Consider the following 18003-nt stretch of genomic DNA (forward strand, 5'->3'; position numbering starts at 1 on the left):
GTTTTCGGGTTATTGAGGGCATTAGCTATTTATTTTGCCTTTTGTTCACGCAAAGGCCTTTAATTTGCTAAATCAAAATCAATTTTGCCAAAAACTTATAGAGTAACATTATAAAATAATCTAAAAACTGTTGGGCATTAACCTATTAACTAAAATATAAGACAAGCCCAAAAATTATAAAAAAGACTTTATGTTAAGTTATCAACGCCGCGCGGGTCTTATGTTTTTATTTTAAAATTTGATGTTTTGGGCTTGGAGTAATTGCATATAGGCGTATATGGGTCGTATATATTTTGATTTGACATTTCAATGGCGAAGTTTACTTGATTGAAAAGAAAAAGCCGAGTCGTATATTTATATTTTGATTTGATTTTTCAAAGCTAAATTTATTAAAAACTTTTCTTTTAAATCTATTAGCAAGGGCAAAACGGCTATAAATCTTATAAAGCCTTATTAAAAAATTATTATTTATTAATACTTTTAAAAAATTTTATCGCTTGCAAACAAAACTTTCCAAGATTCTATCTATAATAGCTTGCTTGCGGCAATGCCCATATCTTGCCTAATATTTTTTATTTTAACGCTTTTTAAAAAACCTTGTCACTTGCCCAAGCAAAACTTTTCAAAGATTCTGTCAATAATGGCTTCGCTAACTGTCGCGCCCGTTATCTCGCCCAAGGCCTGCCAAGCCTCTTTTAGATCAATAGCCATCAGATCGGGCTGATCGGCTTTAAGCGCGTTTTTTAGACTGTCATACGCTCTATTGACCGCGGCGATATGCCTAGAATGAGTCAGCATCAAGCCGCCGCTTATAATCTTGCGGTCAATAAACATATTATAAATTTTTTCTTTTAGCTCTTCTATGCCTTCGCCGGTTTTGGCGCTTATCAAAATATCGGCGCCGTTGAGCCCGGACGAAATATCCGATTTGTTTTTGACTATAATTATGTTTTTCTTTTGGATTTGGTTTAATAATTTTTGGTCCTCTTCCGAGAATGTGTTGTCAATCAAAAACAAAACCACATCCGCGCCCTTAATGCTCTTGTAAGAGCGCTCTATGCCCAATTTTTCAATAGTGTCGTCGGCTCGGCGCAATCCCGCCGTATCGGTCAGTATAAAATTGACGCCCTTATAAGAAAAAACCTCGTCAATGGTGTCGCGGGTCGTGCCCGGAATATCGGTTACTATGGCGCGGTCGTATTCAATAAGCGCGTTCAGGAGGCTGGACTTGCCCACATTGGGCTTGCCGGCTATGGCGATTCTTATGCCGTCTTTGACAAACCTGGCGGTGTTTTGGGTGTCTTTAAGTTTTTTTAAAATGTCCAAAAACCCCTTGACGCGTCTTTTGGCCTCGTCCAAAGCCATGGTCTCCAAGTCCTCTTCGGGATAGTCTATCGCCGCCTCCAGCTCTGCCAGTATATCGGTAATCTCGTCCTGCATCTTTACGCACTTTTTATTGAGCGCGCCTTCCAATAATTTATAGCCCGCGTTGACCTGGGCTTCGCTTTGGGCGTTTATCATTTCTATAACGCCTTCGGCCGAACTTAAGCTAATCTTGCCGTTTAGAAAACCGCGCTTGGTAAACTCGCCCGGCTCGGCCATCTGCGCGCCCAAATACAAGCATTGGCTGAGCACGCCCAATGTCAAAGCGTTGCCGCCGTGCAAATGGAATTCCACCAAATCTTCGCCCGTGTAAGAATTGGGCGCTTTAAAATAGACAAACAAGGCCTGGTCCGCAAAATTTTTGGTCTTGACCTTGCCCAAATACATCTTGCGCGGCTCTATGTCTTGCCATTTGACGCGATAGGGCGAGAACATCTTTTGGGCTATTTCCAAAGATTGTTCGCCGCTCATTCTGATAATGGATATTCCTCCCGTGCCTATGGGCGTGGATATCGCGCAAATAGTTCCCATACCCAAATTATACCCTAAAAACAGTTTTTAAAAAAGGCTTTCCTTTTTTGCGAAAAGCCTTCTTTCAAGAAAAATTATTCACTCTCAAAAGAATTCCGTTTTATTAGCGTGCCTGTCGTAAAGCCGCTTGGCTTCTGGGTCCTTGAGCCGTTAAAACCGCCCGCGCCCGGGCGCGATTTGGCGCCGTAGTTTTTGCCGCCTTGTTGGCCATTTTTATAATTCTTTCTATTGTTGTTTTTTCTGCGGTTAGGTTTTCGGTTAAATTTAGGTCGGGAATTGGTGGGGGTTATGACTATCGCCCTATACGGCTCATCGCCCTCGCTGTGGGTGGTAACTCCTGGAAAGCTTTGCAGCTTGGTGTGGATTACCCTTCTTTTGTAAGGGTTCATAGGCTCAAGCTTGATTCGCCTATTGGTCTTTACGGCTTTTTGCGCCATGGCCTGAGCGTATTCTTGCAGCTCCTCCTCGCGGCGCGCCCTAAAGTCTTCGCTCTCCAGCACCACTCTTTTGTATTCCAGGCTGTCCTTATTGGCCGACAGCGCCGTCAAATACTGCAACGCGTCAAAAACTTCGCCGTTGTTTTCATACAGCAAAGACAAATCCGTCCCCACGATGTTTAACACGGCCTCTTCGTCGTTTTCTTCCACATCAATAAGCGCCCCAAGCCTAATTATCTTAAAAAACCCTTCCAAATAACTTTGCGCTTTTTCTCCTACCGTATCTTTTTTGATTAATCTCACTTTGGCTTTGGTAAAAAGTCCGCCGGCAGACAAAACCTCGGTCTCCACCTTATCAATAGAACAACCTAGCTGCTGCAGGCCTTTTTCAATAGCCAATTCTACCGTTTTTTCCTGCACTTCCACACTTTTCATATTTTTACCTCTATCTTTTTAAAGAATAGTTATTTTTGATTTATTTTACAACCCTGCGCCTGTATGGCGATGATTCCCGCTCTTGCCGTCTTTTATCCATTAATTTTAATATCCCGATTGAGATAAGATTGATTATCAAAGTCATCAAAGAGTTGACCGCCATATACAGGGTAAACGCCGATGTCTGCGACAGCGCAAACATAGCTATCATAAAAGGCATAACAAACATCAATATCTTCATAGACCCCATAGCGCCTTGTTGGGTAGGATCCTCGTTGGCTTTTTGCTGGCGCATGGTCATATATGTGTTTAGGATGTTTAACCCCACCGACAAAACCACCAATATTAGATAGCCGTTCCACTGTCCCTTATATTTATATTGTATTACGGCCATTACCGTATTATAATCCGCTTTGGCGTCCTCGCTGATTTTGGTCAGGCTATAAAACTCGGCTTGGCTATGGATAGGGTTGTGCCAAGTATCAGGCCGCCATATGTTTTTTATCCACAAAAACGAATCTTTGCCATGCGTTTCGTATTCGTCATAAACTAATTTTTGCGCTATATATTTGGTGACCTCTTCGTATTGCCGCAATTTTTGGTCGCTTGATTTTATATTATCCAGCGTAAAAATATTGTCTCCCCTTTCAATCCCCGCAAAGCCCAATTTTTGTTCCAAGGCTTTGATAATCTCTTGGTCGGCCTTGTCTTTTTTTTCAGAGTCCGGCAATAAAGAAATCTGGAATTCTATCCATTCGTCGTTAGCCGCGTTGGCTTGGGCGACTTTTTGCTCGTCGTCGGGGCTTTCTACATAGGTAGTATATACTTCATGCAATTTTTCATACCTTTGGTCGTTAAGGACTTGGGAAGTTCCCGTATAACCCCAAATTAATGTCAAGAAAATAAACAGCGTGACCAGCGCCGAAAGACAGGAAGAAAACATCCCGTATCCGTATTTTTTATACAACGCGCTGCGCCTTTTATAAAGCTCGGACGGGTCGTTGGCGAACTGCTTGGACAGCTTGTCCAATTCAGGCTGCATCTTTTCCATTATGCGCGCGTTGTCTATCGTCTTTTTTCTATTGAAAAAATCCAAAGGGGATAATATCAATTTTATAGCTACAGTCAAAAAAATTACACGCCAGCCATAGTTTTGAATAAATCCCAAAACATCAATCAAAATCCATTTCCAAAACGTAGTCATAAAAAATTCGGAAATCACATTAACCATTTCATATCTCCTTTGGGATTGTCGGGCACGGGGTCAAATCCTCCCTTTTTCCAAGGCGCGCATCTTAATATTCTTCTTATCCCCAAAAATACGCCCCGAATACCAAATTTTTTTATAGCTTCTATCATATAAGACGAGCAAGTGGGCGTGTAAATACAAGCTTTGGGCAATAACGGCGAGATCGCGATTTTATAAAACCTGACCAAACTTATTAAAATCCATTTCATACGCCTAAAGAGTTTTTTGTTTAGATGCGTTAATAATCAAATTAGCTTGTTCTACCGCCTGCTCAATATAATTTAAAATCGTAGAATAGTCCGAATTAATAAAATCAAAATTATTATTGGCAACAAAAACGTAATTATAACCTTTGAACATCTTGTCAAGGTTGGCCCTGACGCTTTCTCTAATGCGGCGCTTTATGCGATTTCTAAAACAAGCTTTTCCAATTTTGTTGCTTACAGAAATACCAATTTTAAGCCCGGGATGCTTGGACTTGACAAAGAACAAACTTACGGCTTTTGTCCTTACGCTCTGACCGTTGCGGTATACATAACGGAATTGAAAGTCTTTTGTCAAACGATATCTCTTGCTAAGCATCAAAAACACACACTACTTTTTGCCAAGCGGCGCGGGCGCTAGCTGTTTTCTGCCCTTTAGGCGCCTTCTTTTTAGCACGCGCCTTCCGCCGGCGCTTTTCATTCTTATTCTAAAACCATGGACTTTTAGACGGGCGCGCTTTTTGGGTTGATAAGTCCTTTTCATTTATAATCCTCTCTTAAAATAATATTTTTTATTTTACCACAAAGGCTATTATATAGGCATTCCAAAAGCTAGTCAAGCGCCGTTAAGCGCTAAAAAATTATATAATAATTTTGTCGCAAAACCAATAAAACGCTTCCAAAAATTTAAGGGCTTTTGGCCGCCGTTTTGTCGGGTATTGGTATATTTATGGCCTGGTCTTTTTCCAAAGAATATATGTCTTCGTCGTGTATGTCTTCAATAGCCATCAACAGCTCAATATTATTCTCTTCTATGGCTTTTTTGCGCGCTATTTCATAATCCGATATCCTGTGAAGCAGCAGCTTATTAAACAAGTCCTTTTTGGTCTTAAGCGATATATATCCTAATATGCTCACAAACGCCCCGCCAGCCAGCATGACAAGCATGTCAATCATGGTGTCTATCAAGCCCGTGCCCTGAGTGGTCGCGTTAACGCCGCTTCCCGTGCCGACCAAGCCGTCTTGCCAGCGCTGCATATTAATCCCAAAGATTGAGTCTATTGAAAATTCCAGCAATTCCCAAACATAGCTTGCCGCCAGCGAAAAACAAAAAGAAAACAACGACACAAAAAAGGGCGACAGTCTTTTGTGATGGTCGTAGCTGTTATTTAGAATATTGACCATGGAAAAACCAAGCAGCGCGAACGCCAGCCCGTTAAGTACATGCAATGTCTTGTCAAACCACGCCAAATGGTCATAAGCCCTAAAAATCTCGCCCAATATAAAATGGGCGTATATCAACAAAACAGCCACAAGCTGCAAGACCGACGGTATATAAATCTTAAACTTGCGCTGTATAAAAGCCGGTATGTTGATAGTGACCAGCCCTATCGCGCACAGCCCGACATGAAAAATGCTATGCTCAATATCGTCGGGTTTTAAAAACATATTGACAATAGACGCGACCAAAATTATCAATATGGACAATTGGAGCAAGGAAAACACAATTTTGGTAATAAACGCCGTGCGCGGCAATTCCCTTTTTATTTTTCTCAGCCTTCTGCGCGCGCTTTTGCGGCGCTGCCGCTTGGATAATATATCTTTGGCCATGTTTTTCCCTATAACAAAATATTATTGGGTTTAACCCTTGACGCGTATAGGCAAAATCAAAAACAAATAATCGCCTTCGCCTACCGAGGTTATGACGCAAGGGCTTTCGGGTTTGTTGAACTTGATTTTTACAAAATCCTCGTTGATAGCTTTTAGCGCCTCGGTCAAAAACCTAACATTAAACGCGATAAATATATCTTTTCCTTCTAGCTTTATAGCGACCCTTTCGTTGATAGAGGCAAAGTCCGCGTCCGAGCTTATCTGCATTACCGCGCCTTTTAGATCCAATCTAACTTGGTTTGACTTGGTATGTCTTGTCAAAAGCGAAGCCCTTTCTAAGCTGTCTTCAAATTGTTTTTTATTGACCGTGACTTCGGTAAGGAATTCTGTCGGCAAAATCTGCTTGTAGTTAATAAAATCTCCCTCTAACAGTCTGGTCATTACCTTGGCGCTTCCTATATCAATTTTTAACAAATTGCGCTGGCGGAAAACCGTTACCGTTGGGTTTTTGTCGTCCAGCAATTTGACCACTTCTTCCAAACTGCGCGCGGGCACAATCATGGACATGGAAGCGCTGGCGTCATTTAAACTTTTTTGGCATCTTGCCAGCCTGTATCCGTCCAACGCCACGGCCGTTATGGTCTTGTCTTCTATCTCAAACAAAACGCCTTGCAAAATCGGGCGCACATCGTCGTCCGCCACGCTAAAGACCACTTTGCTAATTAAGTCCCTGAATTCTTTTTGGGGCATTGAAAAGAAAATGGATTGGTCTATTTCATGGATCGCGGGATACTCGTCCACGTTTTGAGTCCTCACATCGCTTGCCGAGTCCTGATATCTGATTTTAAAAAGGTTGCCGTCGGCAAGGTTTAACTCAATCTGCCCTTCGGTCATCTTGCGCGTGTATTCGGCAAAAAACCTGCCGTTAACCAAAGTCTCGCCTTCCATCTCAACATCGGCGCGTATAGTGTCTTCTATGGTCAGATCCAAATCTGTGGCTATAAGCCTGAGGGTGTCGTTTTGCGCCGTGAGTTTGATATTCTCTAAAATGGGATTAGGCGTTCTTTGGCTGAGCGCCTTGGAAACCTTCATAACGGCTTGCGCCAAATCAAGACCGTTGCATATAACTTTCATATAACATTGTCTCCGTTAAATTTTTCCACTTTATTATACCATAATAACACCCTCGGGACAATTAAATAAAAATGGCCAAAAAAACGGCTGTAATAATTAAGGATAAAATGATTTATCTTAAAAAGCGGTATGTATTTATTTTTAATTAAAGGTCGCAAAAAATATCCAAATATCGCGGACAAAATGTTTTTTCTTTTTTAAAGCGCGCGTCTTTATAAGCGTTATATTATTAGCCGCAAGGGTAAACTTTGTTAAAACATAAAACAGCCGACGCGAGTGTTTAATAATAAAGTTTTTAGGCTTTTTGGGCCAAGATATGTTAAAATTACAATGTAATGCATATAGAAAAGATCGTGTTAAAAAACTTCAGAAACTACGCTTGGGCGCAAATAAACCCCGCTCCGACTGCCAACTTGCTGATAGGACAAAACGCCCAAGGCAAAACCAATTTGGTAGAGGCCGTTTATTATCTTTGCGTGGGCAAGTCCCCCAGAACGCCCCGCGAAAAAGAGCTTATAAAACACGGCGAGCAACAGGCCTACTTGCGCATAGACGCCGTCAAAAAAACGGGCAAAGTCAAGATAGAGGCCTATCTGACGCGAACGGAAAACCGACGCATAAGCGTCAACGGCATCCCGGTCAAAAAAATTGCCGAGCTTATGGGAACTGTCAAGGCCATATTTTTTTCGCCCGACGAGTTAAAAATAGTCAAGGAGGCACCCGCAGACCGCAGGCGGTTTTTGGATATTGATTTGAGCCAGCTGTCAAGAAGTTATTTTTATAATCTAACGAGATACAACAAAATCCTATCCCAAAGGAACAAGCTGTTAAAATCCAAAAAACATCTCAAAGAAACCGTGGATATTTGGGACGAACAGCTCGCCGAATGCGGCGCGCAAGTGGCTTACAAAAGGCAAGAATTTGTCGCGCGGCTTGCCCGCTTTGCCCGCAAGGCCCAAAGCTATCTTACGGACGGCCAAGAAAAGTTGGAAATTGAATACGAAGGGTTTAAGGGCCAAAGCCCCGACCAAATCAAGCAAACCTTTTTAGGCCGCCTAAAAAACGAATTGGACTACGATATAGAAAGAGGCTACACAAATGCGGGAATCCACAAAGACGACATAGCGCTGACAGTCAACGGCGTGGATATCCGCTCTTTCGGCTCGCAAGGCCAGCAGCGCACCGCGGCGCTGGCGTTAAAATTGGCCGAACTTGAAATCTTTAGCAGCTTGTCAAAAGAAAGCCCGATTTTGATACTTGACGATGTTTTCAGCGAACTCGACAAAATACGCAGGCTGAGATTAATGGAAAGAATAAAAAATATACAAACCTTTATCACCAGCGCGCATTTTGACGAGGATATAAAAGCCACCGTCTTTGAAGTAAAATCGGGACAAATTTTTAGAAAATAAATTTAAAAACGCGCTTTCTTTAAGGTTTTTTTGGGCCGATTTTGCATCTTGATTATAAATATAAATAGCAAAATTATTTATGCGTAAATTTACAGCGCATTTTTTTATATTGACAAAATAAGTTGATATTTTGCAATTTTTTTATGCGCCCATATAATTGAAAATGTGGATTGGAGCATATTTCATACAACATCTGAATATCTATTGTTAATATCTAATAAGGAATTCTACATTAATCAGGGGTTTATCCAATAAGTTGTGGATAACTATGTGGATAAGTGGATAAAACCATGCCTATTTATGCATTTTTGACTTATTTATGCATTTTGGAACAAAATTTCGTATAAATATCTATGGATAACCCCGTGGTTTTGTAGATAATTTTTTTACGAAGTGTTTACAGTTATCAAAAAAAATCATCTCATAGCGGCGTTTTTGGCCGCCATAATATTAATAACCTTCAGCGTAATTACCATAAACACGGCGACGGCGCACAAGCGCTTGCCCAAGCTGGGCTATACCATAGTGGTTGACGCGGGGCACGGGGGCTTTGACGCAGGCGTCGCAGGAGTAACCACCAAGGTAAAAGAAGCCGACCTTAATCTCAAAGTGGCAAAAAAACTGGAAAGGCGCCTAAAGGAATACGGCTTTGACGTGGTAATGACCCGGACAAACGGCAACGGGTTGTATGGGCTGCATACCAAAAACCGCAAAAAAAGGGACATGGAAGCGCGCGCGCGCATTATCCGCGAAGCCGAGCCCGACGCCGTAGTCAGCATTCATATGAATTATTTTGTCCAGTCCAAACAACGCGGCGCCCAGGTTTTTTATGAAAGAGATAACGAACGGGGCAAAGAGTTGGCTAAATGCATACAAGAGGTTTTGGGGCTTAACCTTGAGCATTGCGATAGGCTGTATCTTAGCGGCGATTATTTCATAGTCAACTGTTCGGATTATCCGTCAGTAATAGTGGAGTGCGGTTTTTTGTCCAACGCCTATGACGAGCAATTGCTAATCAGCGACGAATACCAGCAAAAGCTGGCGTATTATATCGCTTTGGGGATTATGAAATTTTTTGATATTGACCCTTACCAAATAATAAATTTTGAAAACTATGGCAGGCTTAACTTTTATCTGTTATAATGGCTATAACCTAAAAATTACAAGGGGCTAAAATTTGGGCGGCAAAAGATTAAAATTGTCTTTTTTAATGGTCTTATTCTTGGCGTTTGTTTTTTCGTTTGGCCAAATTCCCCATAATAATATCGTCCGCGCCGATATGGGTCCCAAGCCAAAAATTGTCCTTAGTTTCAGCGGGCTTGAGGATAGGACATATTATGTGACTTTGCTATCAAAAAAACGCAGCGCGGGACCGTATCGGGCATACGACGAAGATAATGGCGAAGAAAAATCCCTTCATGTGATAGCCGATTTGTCCGAAGAGCAAAAAGAGGCTATTGGCCAAAAGTTTTACGGCTATGTTGACAGCGACGGCTTTTATTTTTTGCAATACATAGTTCAATGCAAGAACAACCAACCATTCCAATGGGGATATTATCCGCCATACGAGTTTAAGGTGTTAATTTACTTGCCCGAGGATGACAAGTTTGTCGCAAGCCAACAAAGCTATACAAGATACGCTTTTAGCAGCTATTATCATGTGGAAGTGGCGGACGATGGAGTCCAAGTCAATATAACCCAAGTGACAAAAAATTACGACCATACCAAAGAAATCCTTAACCTTTTGGCCAGGATTGCCTTAACCATTGCCATTGAGATTGGCCTTGCGTTCGCTTTCAGGTATGGCTCAAAAAAACATCAGCTTATAATAGGCGCGACCAATTTGGTCACCCAAATAGGGCTTAATATTATTTTGAATGTTACAAACTATACAAGCGGGGCGCTCGCTTTTTTGATAATGTTTTTTATGCTGGAAGTTGTTGTATTTGTCGCCGAGGCGATAATTTACGCTATCGCCTTCCCTAAGATAGAAAAAACGCAAGGCAAAACGGTTTTTAATTTTATTAAGCCTATATTATACGCCTTAGCCGCCAACGCCCTTTCTTTTGGCGTAGGATTTTTTGTTTCCACTTATATGTTTTAGGAATAATCTTTTGATATGGCAATCATGATATAGCAATCAAAAAAGCCTTGTCTTGTTGTATTTTAATAATAATTCTTGTATTAAAACCCCAAGGCTTTTTATAAAAAAATCAGTATTTAATAAAGTCCGTTAAATTTTGTTCTTTTTTTCGTGTTATGGTATAATGACAAATATGAAACTTGACCCAAAAAGCGCGCTTTGGACCGACCCTTTGGTGCTGGCGTGGATAGGCGACGCGTATTTTACTTTGGCTGTGAGGGAATGGCTGGTCAGCCATAGCGAAGCAGGTTCGGGCGCGTTGCATGCCAAAATGAAGTCGTATATAAGCGCGGCGGCGCAAGCGCGGACTTGGGAGAGGATATACGATTTTTTGACCGACGAGGAAAAAGATTTGGGGCGGCGCGCGCGCAACCGCCATAACACAAGCTGGGCAAAGAATTCCTCTTTGGCCGATTACAAAAAGGCGACCGCGCTTGAGGCGGTTTTGGGATATTTATATTTGACCAAAAACGCCCAAAGACTAAACGATTTGTTGTCAATGATTATACATCGGCGCTAAGGATATAATATATGGATGTAAAAAGCGTAAAACCTAAGGTAACATTATTAAGATATACGCCCGAGCCCGAAAAAACGGTGGCACTTGCGGCTAAGCTTTGTTATTCGGATTTGGACATAGACATGCTAAAAACCGATACGGAAGCAAAAGACGCTTCCAAGTTAATTAACCTGCTTATCAAAATGGGGCATCTATCGCCCATAGAGCACGCTAATTTCACTTTTTCGCTTGAAGGTGTGTCTCGGGCGCTTTTGGCGCAAATCACAAGACACAGGATAGCCAGTTTTTCGGTAAAGTCCCAAAGATATGTGGGGGCGGACAAGACTTTTAATTATATTATCCCGCCGGCTATTGAGGCTTTGGGGCAAGAGGCCATAGACGAATACCATAGCCAAATGGAACAAATACATAATTGGTATATAGGCTGGCAGCAAAAGCTGGGCGAGGGCGAGGCGGGCAACGAAGACTCGAGGTTTGTGTTGCCCAACGCCGCGGAGACCAAATTAATTATGACCATGAACGCGCGGGAGCTTATGCACTTTTTTGCTTTGAGATGCTGCAACCGCGCCCAATGGGAGATAAGGGAAGTTGCGTGGCGCATGCTTGAGGAGGTTTTGAAAGTCGCGCCCAACCTGTTTAAAACTTGCGGACCATCTTGCGTCAGCGGGGCGTGCAAGGAAGGCAAGATGTCGTGCGGCAAGGCAAATGAAGTCCGCTTGCGCCAACAGGCGTTGATTATCCCAAAAGAATAAAGGCAATAATCCATAAAAAAAGGATTTGTAAAATTTGAAAATAACAGGCAGAAACGCGGTAAGCGAAGCGCTTAAATCTAACTTGACAATAGAAAGGTTGGCCGTGGCCAAAGGGCTCAAAGACGCGCAAGCAAATAGGCTTATAAATCTAGCCAAAAGCAAGGGCGTCAAGATTGTCTTTTTGGACAAAGAAGTTCTGGACAAAGAGAGCAAAGGCCAAAGGCATCAGGGCTTTATAGCCGATGTCACGGATTATAAATACAGCGCGGTGGAAGATATACTGCAAAGCGCCCAAGAGCAAAACCAAGACCCTCTTATAATTATTTTGGACGGCGTGGAAGACCCCCATAATTTGGGCAGCGTGTTGAGGGTGGCCGAATGCGCGGGCGCGCATGGGGTGATTATCCCAAGACACCGCGCGGCAAGCGTAAACGAGACCGTAATAAAAGTTTCGGCGGGCGCGGCCTCCCATGTCAAAGTCGCAAAGGTCGCCAATATCAACGATACTATCCGCCGCCTAAAAGAGCAAAACATCAGGGTCTTGGCCGCCGAGACAGGCGGGCAGAATATTTACCAAACGGACTTAAAAGGCGCTTTGTGCATTGTCGTGGGCGGCGAGGACTCAGGGGTCAGGCAATTGACCAAAAAGCTTTGCGACGGGATTATAACATTGCCGATGTTCGGCCAACTCAATTCGCTAAACGCCTCGGTTGCGTGCGGAGCTGTGATATATGAAGCGATCAGACAGCGAAATTTTGATTGAGCAAGCGCGAAAGGGCGACGCCGCCGCTATAGAGCGATTGATGAACGCCTACAAAAACAGGGTCAAAAGGTTGGCAAGGGCGTATTTTTTGGTGGGCGGCGACAACGACGACCTTATCCAAGAAGGGATGATCGGGCTTTATAAGGCCATAAGGGATTACGACCCCCAAAAGGGCAGTTTTGCGGCTTTTGCCGATTTGTGCATAACACGCAATATGCAAACCGCCGTAAAAAAATCCCAAAGACTCAAACACCGTTTGCTTAACGAGTCATTGAGCCTAAACACAGATTTGGACAATACCGAAGAGCTTATAGATTACATAATAGACCAAACCGCCCAGAACCCGCTGGATGTTTTGTTAAAGGACGAGCAAGCCCAAAGCATTAAAGAGTTGATAAAGACCAGATTGTCCGAGCTGGAAAAGAGAGTGCTCAACCTATACCTTGAAGGGCTTTCTTATAACGAGATAGCCGAAAAAATCAAAAAAAGCGCAAAGGCCGTGGACAACACATTGCAGCGGATAAAATCAAAACTAAAAATGTTAGGATAGTTATGGGATATACGGCATTATACCGCAAATACCGCCCCAAGACTTTTGATGAAGTGGCGGGACAAGACGCTATAAAGCGGACGCTTATCAACCAGATAAAAAAAGACCGCATAGGCCACGCTTATTTGTTTACGGGCAGCCGCGGCACGGGCAAGACCACAATCGCCCGCATTTTCGCGCGCGCCGTCAATTGCCTAAGCCATGTCAACGGCTCGCCTTGCGGGGTTTGCGATATATGCAAGATAGACGACAATATAGACATCATTGAAATAGACGGAGCCAGCAGCAATAGGGTGGATGCCGTAAGGGAGTTAAAAGAGCAGGTCAAATACCCGCCCGTCAACAGCAAATACAAGGTCTATATAGTGGACGAGGCGCATATGCTGACGGACAGCTCTTATAACGCGCTGTTAAAAACTTTGGAAGAGCCTCCAAGCTATGTGATATTCATATTGGCGACCACGGAGCCGCACAAGATTCCGCCGACCATTATGTCAAGGTGCATGCGGTTTGATTTTAAGCTGGTGCCTACCGATAAGATTGCCGATATAATATCCCAAGTTTTTTATAGCTCAAATATAAAAGCCTCAAAAGAAGCCATAGGGCTTATCGCCAGAAGCGGAATGGGCAGCGTGCGCGACGCGCTGTCTATCGCCGATATGTGCGCGGGCTTTAGCGCGAAAGAAATAACTTATGAGGATGTGCTGGAGCTGCTGGGCAGCGCGGATATAATAGAAATAGGCGAGCTCGCCGCCAATATCCTAAAAGGCGATTTGAATAATTGTTTGGGCATTGTCAATTCTTTGGCGGAATCGGGCAAGAGCATGAACATAATCGCCCGCGACTTGACGGCATATTTTAGGAACTTAGGCGTTGTCAAGACCTGCCAAAACCCAAACGATATTTTGGGCTTGCCTAAGGAAATTTTCCAGCGATTACAAGAGCATAGCGCGCTTGCCGACATGGACAAAACTACCGTTTGCATAGACATATTTAGCGCGCTTGACCAAGACCTAAGGTTTGGGCTTAACCCGAGGATTACCTTGGAAAACGCGGTAATAAAGGCTGCGCGGTTGCTTGTTAACACGCCCAACGCGGTCTTGGCCAGGTTAAACGAGCTGGAAAAAAAGCTTTCCCAAATAAATACGCAAAAAGAACAAAATATTACGCGCAAGAGCGGCATCCCGCAAGAGCAAACTAAAACTCAGACGCAAAAAGATAAAGCGGATATTCAAAAGACGCCCGGGCAAGTAGTTAAAGGCCAGGACGCCCCAAAAACCACCTTGGAAGAAGCTAAAGATAAGGATATTCCAAAAGATAACAAACAAGAAAATAAGCAAGAGGACGATCAAGACTCTAAAGACCAAGAGATAACAATAGAAGACATCGCGCCGCCTCAAAACGTTCAAGGGCATTTTATCGGCCCGTACGATATTTTTGACGGCGAGAGTTCAGCCTCAAGCAAAGCCCAAAAGGCGTTGGGCGAGCTGGCATATAAGCTAAGGGAAAAAGGCGAGATGTTGTTATATTTTCAAGTAACCAACAGTATAGAAAAAATACGGCTGCAAAACGGGACTTTGGTAGGAACGGTCTATGACCAAAACGCGTATAAACTGTTGAGCGAGCCAAAAAGCATACAAAAAATAGAGGGGTTGTTGGACGGTATTAAGTTTTCGGTCGTAATGGCCGAGCCCGAGCCCGAGTTAAGAGAGCAGACCATAAAAAAACTAAAAGATTTGGCCCAAGACAAGTTGATTATCAAATAATACGCCTTTTGTAAGGCAAGAATAAAAGGAGTAAAAAATATGGCTAATTTTGGCAGGTTTGGCGGAATGGGCAATATGCAGCAGATGATGAGGCAGGCAAAGCAAATGCAAGAAAAAATGCAAAAAGCCCAAGAAGAGATTGAAAATTCCGAAGTTGAAGCCGCCTCGGGCGGCGGAGCTGTTATCGTAAAGCTAAACGGCAAAAAGAGATTGTTATCCATACAGATAAAACCCGAAGCGGTCGATCCCGACGACGTGGAAATGCTGGAAGACTTGATTATGGCGGCCTTTAACGAGGCCTTTGACAAAGCCGACGAGCTTTACGCGCAAAAGATGGGAATGCTGGGCGGATTGATTTGATGTTATGAAAAGCCAAAAGTTAGAGCCTTTGGACAGGCTGATTAACGAATTTACCAAGTTGCCGGGCGTGGGCTATAAGACGGCACAGCGCTACGCTTACGCCGTAATCAACAATATGACCCAAGAGGAAGCGGGCGAGTTTGCCAAGGCTTTAATGGAAGCCAAGCAAAAAATCAAGTATTGCGGTATTTGCGGCAATTTCTCGGATAAAGATATATGTTGGATATGTTCCAATAGGAAATCGGATATAATTTGCGTGGTAAGCGAGCCAAAAGATGTGCTTGCTTTTGAGAAAGTCAGGGATTTTGGGGGCGTTTATCATGTCTTGCACGGCAACATAAGCCCGTTGCAGTCCAAAGGCCCGGACGACATCAATATAAAACAACTTATAAAAAGAGTAAGCGCGGGCAACATAAAAGAAGTCATTTTGGCGACCAACCCCACGGTGGAAGGCGAGGCTACCGCTGTTTATATAGCCAAGCTTTTGAAAACCTTGGGCGTCAAGACCACGCGCCTGGCGCAAGGCTTAGCGGCGGGAAGCGATATAGAATACGCCGACGAGGTGACCTTGACACAAGCGCTTAACAACCGTAAAGAAATATAATATTTATTACATAACAGGAGAATATATAATGGCGGACAAGGATTTTGTAAAAGAGATCGCGGATATAGAAAGCGATTTCGCGCAATGGTATACCGATGTTATCCTAAAAACCGGTTTGGTGGATTACGGCCCGGTAAAAGGCACAATGGTGATACGGCCTTACGGCTACGCGATATGGGAATTTATCCAAAGCGGGCTTGACAAGCGCATTAAAGAAACCGGGCATCAAAACGCGTATTTTCCGCTTTTTATACCCGAAAGCTTTTTACAAAAAGAAGCCGAGCATGTAGAAGGCTTCGCGCCCGAAGTGGCAAGGGTAACCCATATAGGCCAAGAGCCTTTGGCGGAGGCCTTGGTGGTGCGTCCCACTTCGGAGACCATAATTTGCCATATGTATTCGCGCTGGATACAGTCATACAGGGATTTGCCCGTGCTTATCAACCAATGGGCAAACATCGTCAGGTGGGAAAAGACCACTCGGCCTTTTTTGCGCACTTCCGAGTTTTTGTGGCAGGAAGGCCATACCGTCCACGCCAGCGAGGAAGAAGCCAAAGAAGAAACCCTTAAGATGCTTGGGGTTTATCAATCTTTTTTGAAAGAAGAATTGGCTATCCCCGTGCTGGCGGGCAAAAAGACCCAGAAAGAAAAATTCGCGGGCGCACAAGAAACTTACAGCATAGAGGCTATGATGCTGGACGGCAAGAGCTTGCAAGCGGGAACTTCGCATTATTTGGGACAAAACTTTTCCAAAGCGTTTAATATACGATTTTTGGACCGCGACGGAACGCACAAGTTCGCCTACCAGACTTCGTGGGGCGTGACCACGCGGCTTATAGGCGCTTTGATTATGGTGCACGGCGACAAGCGCGGGCTTGTGTTGCCGCCCAAAGTCGCGCCCATCCAGGCGATAATTATACCAATCGCCGCCAAAAAACCGGAGGTTTTAGAAAAATGCAACGAAGTGTTAAGTTTGTTAAAATCTTTGGGCATAAGGGCGCAGATAGACGTTAGCGACGCCTCGCCGGGCTGGAAATTTAACGAATACGAGATGAAAGGAGTGCCTTTAAGGATAGAGATTGGCCCAAGGGACATACAAAACGGCGTCGCCACGGTGTCTAGGCGCGATACCCTTATCAAGACCGAGTTAAAGCTGGACACAATAGCCCAGGACATAAAAGCCTTGCTTGACGCCATCCAAGCTGATATGTATGAAAAAGCCTATAATTTCCTTAACTCGCATATTACCGTGGCTAATAATCTTAACGAGCTGGAAGACGCCATCCAAAACAACCATTTCGCGCTTACAATGTGGTGCGGCCAAAGCGCCTGCGAAGACTTGGTAAAAGAAAAATTCCAAGCAACCTCGCGCAATATGCCCTTTGACCAAACGCCTTGCGGCGACAGCTGCGCTATTTGCGGCAAGGCGCCCAAATATAAGATTTATTGGGGCAAGGCGTATTAAGCCGAGCCGTTGTTGCGGACATTGGTTTTATATGGTAATATTTAGTAAAAAATGCGGGATAAAACATAAATGAGATACAAACTTTTTACCTCGGAAAGCGTGACCATAGGTCATCCTGACAAAATTTGCGATCAGATTTCGGACGCCGTTTTGGATAGCATATTGGAACAAGACCCGAACGCGCGCGTGGCTTGCGATGTCGCGGTCAATACCGGGCTTGTGCTGGTAATGGGCGAGATAACCACCGATTGTTATGTGGATATACCCAAAATCGTGCGTCAAACCATAAAAGAAATAGGCTATACCGACGCCCGATACGGTTTTGATTATAGTTCTTGCGCGGTCTTGACTTCAATAGACGAGCAATCGTCCGATATCGCTATGGGCGTTTTAAATTCCATTGACTATAAAGAAAGCAACGACCCAGCGGATTTGATCGGCGCGGGCGATCAAGGCATGGTGTTTGGATACGCTTGTAGCGAAACGCCCGAGCTTATGCCCTTGCCCATTGCGCTTGCGCACGCTTTGACCAAAGGCTTGGCCGAATATCGCCAAAGCGGACGCTTGCCGTATTTGCGGCCCGACGGCAAAGCCCAAGTTACCGTTATATACGAAGGCGATACGCCCATAGGCGTGGATTCGGTTTTAATAAGCACGCAGCATAGCGACCAGGCCGATCCCAAGACTA

At 43.9% G+C, this 18003-nt stretch carries 20 protein-coding genes; 12 read left to right on the forward strand and 8 right to left on the reverse strand.

Annotated features, from left to right (window positions below; translation table 11 throughout):
• Nucleotides 1-600: 600 nt before the first annotated feature.
• The 8 genes from mnmE to dnaN form a co-directional block, all read right to left on the reverse strand.
• The gene (gene mnmE / locus GX756_00950; GenBank protein NLC16436.1) at nt 601-1914 is read right to left on the reverse strand and encodes a tRNA uridine-5-carboxymethylaminomethyl(34) synthesis GTPase MnmE; all 1314 of its coding nucleotides are present in this window, start codon (nt 1912-1914) and stop codon (nt 601-603) included.
• A 74-nt stretch (nt 1915-1988) separates the two neighbouring features.
• Nucleotides 1989-2786, reverse strand: a complete 798-nt coding sequence (locus tag GX756_00955) for a protein jag (GenBank protein ID NLC16437.1) — start codon at nt 2784-2786, stop codon at nt 1989-1991.
• Nucleotides 2787-2826: 40 nt separating this feature from the next.
• Entirely contained in the window at nt 2827-4017 is a 1191-nt protein-coding gene (gene yidC / locus GX756_00960) for a membrane protein insertase YidC (GenBank protein ID NLC16438.1), read from the reverse strand.
• Nucleotides 4005-4244: a membrane protein insertion efficiency factor YidD gene (yidD, locus tag GX756_00965; protein ID NLC16439.1), complete on the reverse strand. Its 240-nt coding sequence runs from the start codon at nt 4242-4244 to the stop codon at nt 4005-4007. The genes yidC and yidD overlap by 13 nt, the downstream gene beginning before the upstream one ends.
• A gap of 4 nt (nt 4245-4248) precedes the next feature.
• Nucleotides 4249-4617 carry a ribonuclease P protein component gene (gene rnpA, locus GX756_00970; protein NLC16440.1) on the reverse strand — a complete coding sequence of 123 codons (369 nt, stop codon included), beginning with the start codon at nt 4615-4617 and terminating at the stop codon, nt 4249-4251.
• Nucleotides 4618-4629: 12 nt separating this feature from the next.
• The gene (rpmH, locus tag GX756_00975) at nt 4630-4782 is read right to left on the reverse strand and encodes a 50S ribosomal protein L34 (GenBank protein ID NLC16441.1); all 153 of its coding nucleotides are present in this window, start codon (nt 4780-4782) and stop codon (nt 4630-4632) included.
• A 143-nt stretch (nt 4783-4925) separates the two neighbouring features.
• Nucleotides 4926-5849: a hypothetical protein gene (locus tag GX756_00980; protein NLC16442.1), complete on the reverse strand. Its 924-nt coding sequence runs from the start codon at nt 5847-5849 to the stop codon at nt 4926-4928.
• A gap of 30 nt (nt 5850-5879) precedes the next feature.
• Nucleotides 5880-6983 carry a DNA polymerase III subunit beta gene (dnaN, locus tag GX756_00985; GenBank protein ID NLC16443.1) on the reverse strand — a complete coding sequence of 368 codons (1104 nt, stop codon included), beginning with the start codon at nt 6981-6983 and terminating at the stop codon, nt 5880-5882.
• Nucleotides 6984-7318: 335 nt separating this feature from the next.
• Here dnaN and recF point away from each other — a divergent pair, with 335 nt between their 5' ends.
• The 12 genes from recF to GX756_01045 form a co-directional block, all read left to right on the forward strand.
• On the forward strand, nt 7319-8395 hold the full coding sequence (recF, locus tag GX756_00990) for a DNA replication/repair protein RecF (protein NLC16444.1): 1077 nt from the start codon (nt 7319-7321) through the stop codon (nt 8393-8395).
• Nucleotides 8396-8788: 393 nt separating this feature from the next.
• Complete coding sequence (locus tag GX756_00995; protein ID NLC16445.1) at nt 8789-9538, forward strand: N-acetylmuramoyl-L-alanine amidase; 750 nt, start codon at nt 8789-8791, stop codon at nt 9536-9538.
• Between the two features lie 34 nt (nt 9539-9572).
• Nucleotides 9573-10499: a hypothetical protein gene (locus tag GX756_01000; GenBank protein ID NLC16446.1), complete on the forward strand. Its 927-nt coding sequence runs from the start codon at nt 9573-9575 to the stop codon at nt 10497-10499.
• A 172-nt stretch (nt 10500-10671) separates the two neighbouring features.
• Nucleotides 10672-11058 (forward strand): Mini-ribonuclease 3, encoded by a 387-nt coding sequence (locus tag GX756_01005; protein NLC16447.1) that lies wholly within the window; start codon nt 10672-10674, stop codon nt 11056-11058.
• An 11-nt stretch (nt 11059-11069) separates the two neighbouring features.
• Complete coding sequence (locus GX756_01010) at nt 11070-11810, forward strand: FAD-dependent thymidylate synthase (GenBank protein NLC16448.1); 741 nt, start codon at nt 11070-11072, stop codon at nt 11808-11810.
• Nucleotides 11811-11844: 34 nt separating this feature from the next.
• Complete coding sequence (gene rlmB, locus GX756_01015; GenBank protein NLC16449.1) at nt 11845-12573, forward strand: 23S rRNA (guanosine(2251)-2'-O)-methyltransferase RlmB; 729 nt, start codon at nt 11845-11847, stop codon at nt 12571-12573.
• Nucleotides 12542-13123 carry a sigma-70 family RNA polymerase sigma factor gene (locus GX756_01020; protein NLC16450.1) on the forward strand — a complete coding sequence of 194 codons (582 nt, stop codon included), beginning with the start codon at nt 12542-12544 and terminating at the stop codon, nt 13121-13123. Before rlmB ends, GX756_01020 begins: the two co-directional genes overlap by 32 nt.
• 2 nt (nt 13124-13125) lie before the next feature.
• A complete protein-coding gene (gene dnaX, locus GX756_01025; protein ID NLC16451.1) occupies nt 13126-14889 on the forward strand; it encodes a DNA polymerase III subunit gamma/tau in 1764 nt (587 codons plus the stop codon).
• 39 nt (nt 14890-14928) lie between these two features.
• Nucleotides 14929-15249 carry a YbaB/EbfC family nucleoid-associated protein gene (locus GX756_01030; protein ID NLC16452.1) on the forward strand — a complete coding sequence of 107 codons (321 nt, stop codon included), beginning with the start codon at nt 14929-14931 and terminating at the stop codon, nt 15247-15249.
• Nucleotides 15250-15253: 4 nt separating this feature from the next.
• Entirely contained in the window at nt 15254-15853 is a 600-nt protein-coding gene (recR, locus tag GX756_01035; GenBank protein NLC16453.1) for a recombination protein RecR, read from the forward strand.
• 28 nt (nt 15854-15881) lie between these two features.
• Nucleotides 15882-17315: a proline--tRNA ligase gene (locus GX756_01040; GenBank protein NLC16454.1), complete on the forward strand. Its 1434-nt coding sequence runs from the start codon at nt 15882-15884 to the stop codon at nt 17313-17315.
• A gap of 69 nt (nt 17316-17384) precedes the next feature.
• A partial coding sequence (locus tag GX756_01045; GenBank protein NLC16455.1) for a methionine adenosyltransferase occupies nt 17385-18003 on the forward strand: 619 nt, incomplete at its 3' end.

Source organism: Clostridiales bacterium, from assembly GCA_012512255.1.
Lineage (GTDB): Bacteria > Bacillota > Clostridia > Christensenellales > DUVY01 > DUVY01.

Excerpts from the sequence above, each read along its gene's own strand:
- GX756_01020 (NLC16450.1), top strand. The coding sequence starts at position 12,542 with ATGAAGCGATCAGACAGCGAAATTTTGATTGAGCAAGCGCGAAAGGGC.
- dnaX (NLC16451.1), top strand. The coding sequence starts at position 13,126 with ATGGGATATACGGCATTATACCGCAAATACCGCCCCAAGACTTTTGAT.
- rpmH (NLC16441.1), bottom strand. The coding sequence starts at position 4,782 with ATGAAAAGGACTTATCAACCCAAAAAGCGCGCCCGTCTAAAAGTCCAT.
- yidC (NLC16438.1), bottom strand. The coding sequence starts at position 4,017 with ATGGTTAATGTGATTTCCGAATTTTTTATGACTACGTTTTGGAAATGG.
- GX756_01010 (NLC16448.1), top strand. The coding sequence starts at position 11,070 with ATGGATGTAAAAAGCGTAAAACCTAAGGTAACATTATTAAGATATACG.
- GX756_01030 (NLC16452.1), top strand. The coding sequence starts at position 14,929 with ATGGCTAATTTTGGCAGGTTTGGCGGAATGGGCAATATGCAGCAGATG.
- GX756_00955 (NLC16437.1), bottom strand. The coding sequence starts at position 2,786 with ATGAAAAGTGTGGAAGTGCAGGAAAAAACGGTAGAATTGGCTATTGAA.
- dnaN (NLC16443.1), bottom strand. The coding sequence starts at position 6,983 with ATGAAAGTTATATGCAACGGTCTTGATTTGGCGCAAGCCGTTATGAAG.
- recF (NLC16444.1), top strand. The coding sequence starts at position 7,319 with ATGCATATAGAAAAGATCGTGTTAAAAAACTTCAGAAACTACGCTTGG.
- GX756_00980 (NLC16442.1), bottom strand. The coding sequence starts at position 5,849 with ATGGCCAAAGATATATTATCCAAGCGGCAGCGCCGCAAAAGCGCGCGC.
- rnpA (NLC16440.1), bottom strand. The coding sequence starts at position 4,617 with ATGCTTAGCAAGAGATATCGTTTGACAAAAGACTTTCAATTCCGTTAT.
- mnmE (NLC16436.1), bottom strand. The coding sequence starts at position 1,914 with ATGGGAACTATTTGCGCGATATCCACGCCCATAGGCACGGGAGGAATA.
- GX756_01005 (NLC16447.1), top strand. The coding sequence starts at position 10,672 with ATGAAACTTGACCCAAAAAGCGCGCTTTGGACCGACCCTTTGGTGCTG.
- GX756_01040 (NLC16454.1), top strand. The coding sequence starts at position 15,882 with ATGGCGGACAAGGATTTTGTAAAAGAGATCGCGGATATAGAAAGCGAT.
- recR (NLC16453.1), top strand. The coding sequence starts at position 15,254 with ATGAAAAGCCAAAAGTTAGAGCCTTTGGACAGGCTGATTAACGAATTT.
- yidD (NLC16439.1), bottom strand. The coding sequence starts at position 4,244 with ATGAAATGGATTTTAATAAGTTTGGTCAGGTTTTATAAAATCGCGATC.